Genomic DNA, 4033 nt, shown 5'->3' with positions numbered 1-4033 from the left:
TAATAAATTATTTAAATTTTAGATTATAGTATAATTGCTAGGTCCTTGATATCAAATATAAAGAACACTAGAATTCTTACTATTTACATGGGGTGTCTTTATTTTGGCGTGTTGAGAGCGTCTGTTGCTTGTCTTTGAAATAATTATATGACATCCGTATCTATATGTACGGATGTTTTTGTATTAAACATCGGCAAAATATAAAATAATTCTTTGGTTAAAAATGATTGATTAGATTGCCGATAAATGATATAATAATACTGAAGAATTAAGGTGATTTTATGAAATACTTATCAGTAATTGAAATGTCAAATAAGTGGAATATTTCAGAAAGAAGCGTTAGAGATTATTGTAATAAAGGAAGAGTCGTTGGAGCTATTTTAAATGGAAAAACTTGGCTTATTCCTGAAGACGCTGTCAAACCAAAGAGACAAACACGTCATTCATTAAAAAATGATTCTTTATTAGAAATTTTGAAAAGGGAAAAGGAAAGCAAGCTTGCTGGCGGAATATATCATAAACTTCAAATTGAAATGACATATAATTCAAATCATATAGAAGGTAGTAGGTTAACGCATGATCAAACAAGATATATATTTGAAACTAAAACAATTGGACCTGGACTTGATACTCTTTTAGTGGATGATATAATCGAAACTACAAATCATTTTAGATGCATTGATTTAGCAATTGAATCTGCTAAAACGAAATTGAATGAATCCTTAATAAAGCAATTTCATTTTATCTTAAAAAATGCAACATCAGATTCTCAAAAGCCATGGTTTAAGGTTGGAGATTACAAGATGCTTGAAAATGAGGTTGGTGGTATTGATACTACAAAACCAAAAGAAGTTAAGGAAAAAATAAAAGAATTATTATCTTGGTATAACTCGCTTAATAATGTTACTATAGATGACATAATAGAATTTCATTATAGATTTGAATGTATTCATCCATTTCAAGATGGTAATGGTAGAGTTGGTAGATTAATAATGTTAAAAGAATGCTTAAAGCATAATTTAGTGCCAATACTAATTACTGATGAATACAAGGCATTTTACTATAGAGGCTTAAAAGAATGGAAATATGAAAAAGGATATCTTTTAGATACATGTCTTTATGGCCAAGATATATTTAAAAAGTATTTGGAGTATTTTAATATAAAGTACTAATGTGGAGCACTTTAAAAGATATTTAGGTACATGTCGAGAGTGTTGTTACTCTTCATAGGAGAGATAAATGATTATTTTTGAAATAAGTGTATCCATAAAAGATTTCCATCTAATAATTTATAATGAATCCTCCTATAATTAAGGTAATACTTATATAGGAGGATTTTATTATGGCTAAAGACCAACATGGCTGGTACAGTCCAGAAGAAAAAATGCATTATATTGAAGAATACTTTAATTCAGGATTATCATTAACAAAATTTTGTGATAGTAGGGATATATGTAGATCAACCATAGCTACCTGGATAAGACATTACAATTCAACGAACCTTATTGCAAAGAATACATTTCAAGATGTAACTCCAATTTTCAAGCAAGAGTCCCAAAGTATAAATAGCTCAATTAAATTAACCTTACCTAATGGAATATCCTTAGAATTTGATAGTTCTATACTTCACTTAGTTATTGGAGAATTTAAATGATAGATTTAAGTAAAGTAAATGAGATATATCTTTACACAGGTACTACAGATTTTAGGTATGGAATTTATGGTTTATCTAGGTTAGTTTTAAACCAATTTCAAAGAGATGAGATTAAACATAACTTATACTTATTTTGTAGTAAATCTAAGAAATGCATAAAGATATTAGAGTTTGAAGAAAATGGAGTATGGATGTATTATAAAAAACTTGATGTAGGTAAATATATTTACCCTGACACAGGAGAAATGGGGACAATAACTAAGGATGATTTGGCTGTATTACTTAATGGATTAGACTTTGTATATAGATTCGAAGGAAAATTGAATAAAAAATATGATTTATATTAGACTTTTTTTTGCAATTTTTTAAAAAAAATCAATTTCGATTTGTCATAGAATTGTGGATAACTCAAGGAAAACAAAGAAAAATATGATAAAAACTTATCATATTATCAAAATTCTTGAGTTATCCACATTTTTCTTTTAATTTTAGCTTAAAAATGGGCCAAAAATGAAGGTGTGTTTCCAGTAGGAAAGGTGGGATTGACAGCAAAAATTATATTACATATAATACGCATTGAATGAGGAAATTAGATATGAAAAATTATGAAGATTTAACCAAAGAAGAATTAATCCAATTACTCCTTGAAAAAGATATCGAATTAAGAGATTTAAGAATCAAGTATGATAAGCTTATTTTAAAATATGATAATGAGCATCAGCGTCAATTAAGAGATACATATAATACTTTCGTTAAGAAAAACGAAAAGCTAGAGCCAATGGATGAAGCAATTAATGAAGCTGAAGCTAAAGCGACAAAAAAGCGTGGTCAAAAACCAGGAAGTCACAATTTTACTTATGATTTAAAGCCCACAAGAACGATTATTAAGGAATTAGAGGAGAGTGAACGTATTTGCCCAAGCTGTGGTGAGGTAATGGTTGAGATCGGTTCTGATTCAACAAAGAAAATCATTAAATATCCAGCAACATATGAGGTGGTTGAAATAATCACTAAGAAATACGCATGTAAAAACCCAAATTGTGATTCTACAGTCAGACAGCAAGCTTCTGATGATATCTTTGGGCATTCACCAGTTACTCCTTCTGTAGTGGCGGATGTAATCAATATGAAATATTCACTTGGCGTACCATTAGATAGATATTCTAAATACTTAATCAGTAAAGGAATCAATTTATCTACACAATGTTTATCTAATTATGTATTAGAGGCTGCAGATATTTTAAATCCTTTATATTCAAGATTAAAATATGAGCTTACCCATAATAGAGCCAATGTAATCCACGCAGATGAAACCACGCTGAAAATTTTAGATATAAAGGATAGAGAGAAGTGTTATATGTTTGTGTATACTACTACATTCTATGATAATCCTGTATATATTTATGAATTCTCTGAATCTAGGAAGACGGATAAAACTGAAGAATTGTTTAAGGATTATAAAGGCTATTTAGTTTGTGATAAGTACGCAGGCTATGATAAATTTAAAGATAAGCTTTTAGGCATTCAAAGATGTATGGCTCACGCAAGGAGATATTTTTTTGATGTGCTAAAAGGATTGACCCCAAAGGAGGCAAAGCAATCAAAGGCAAGATTGGTAGTTGAAAAGTTTGATAAGCTATTCAATCAAGAAAAAATCTTTAAAGAAAAGAAATATACTATTTCTGTAATTAAGGAAAAAAGAAATACTAATGAATATCAAAAGCTTGTTGATTCCTTACATGATGAGATATGGGATATTAAAGCTCAACCAGGATCATTACTTGAAAAAGCAGTGAATTATGCAAAGAATTCATGGGATGAATTATTTACATATAGAGAATATGGATATTTAGAAATCTCAAATAATATAGCCGAAAGATCCGTAAAACCTTTCGTAATCGCAAGAAAGAATTTCTTATTCTCTAAAACAGAAAATGGAGCACAAGCATCAGGCGTATTATTTTCAATAATCCAAACAGCCAAAGCAAATGGATTATGCATAGAAAGATACCTAGAATATATTTTAAACAACATCAATAAAATTGAAATTGATGATATTTTACCATGGAGTGAAAAGCTTCCTAAAGAACTAAAATTGAATTTGAAATAATAAAACAGAGACAAACTCGTATAAAATGTGGGTTTGTCTCTGTTTTTGTTTTATTGGAAGTTACTAATTCTCGCATTAAATGTGAGATTCTTTCACTTTGTAATCACCTGGGAATCTTTTATGGATACGCATTTTGTATTAAAATGGTTCTTATTTGCCATAAGAAAAGCAAAGGTTGGATACAAGTATCAAGCCCGTTAGGGATAAAAAAAACTAGACATAGAACAGAAATATTGTATCTGTAATATGACTAGTTTTATTATTAAAGG

4 protein-coding genes are annotated in these 4033 nt (G+C 29.1%); all 4 read left to right on the top strand.

The window, feature by feature from the left end:
* Positions 1-281: 281 nt before the first annotated feature.
* Positions 282-1172, top strand: coding sequence for a Fic family protein (locus tag SPJ17_RS00985; protein ID WP_321091880.1), 891 nt, complete (start codon positions 282-284; stop codon positions 1170-1172).
* A 170-nt stretch (positions 1173-1342) separates the two neighbouring features.
* Positions 1343-1654, top strand: coding sequence for a hypothetical protein (locus tag SPJ17_RS00980; RefSeq protein WP_321091878.1), 312 nt, complete (start codon positions 1343-1345; stop codon positions 1652-1654).
* On the top strand, positions 1651-2001 hold the full coding sequence (tnpB, locus tag SPJ17_RS00975; protein ID WP_321091876.1) for an IS66 family insertion sequence element accessory protein TnpB: 351 nt from the start codon (positions 1651-1653) through the stop codon (positions 1999-2001). Before SPJ17_RS00980 ends, tnpB begins: the two co-directional genes overlap by 4 nt.
* A gap of 248 nt (positions 2002-2249) precedes the next feature.
* Entirely contained in the window at positions 2250-3764 is a 1515-nt protein-coding gene (locus SPJ17_RS00970) for an IS66 family transposase (RefSeq protein ID WP_321091875.1), read from the top strand.
* Positions 3765-4033 lie beyond the last annotated feature (269 nt).

The sequence above is a fragment of the Anaeroplasma sp. genome, assembly GCF_034179385.1.
GTDB lineage: Bacteria > Bacillota_I > Bacilli_A > Acholeplasmatales > Anaeroplasmataceae > Anaeroplasma.
This window is presented reverse-complemented; position numbering and strand designations above follow the sequence as displayed.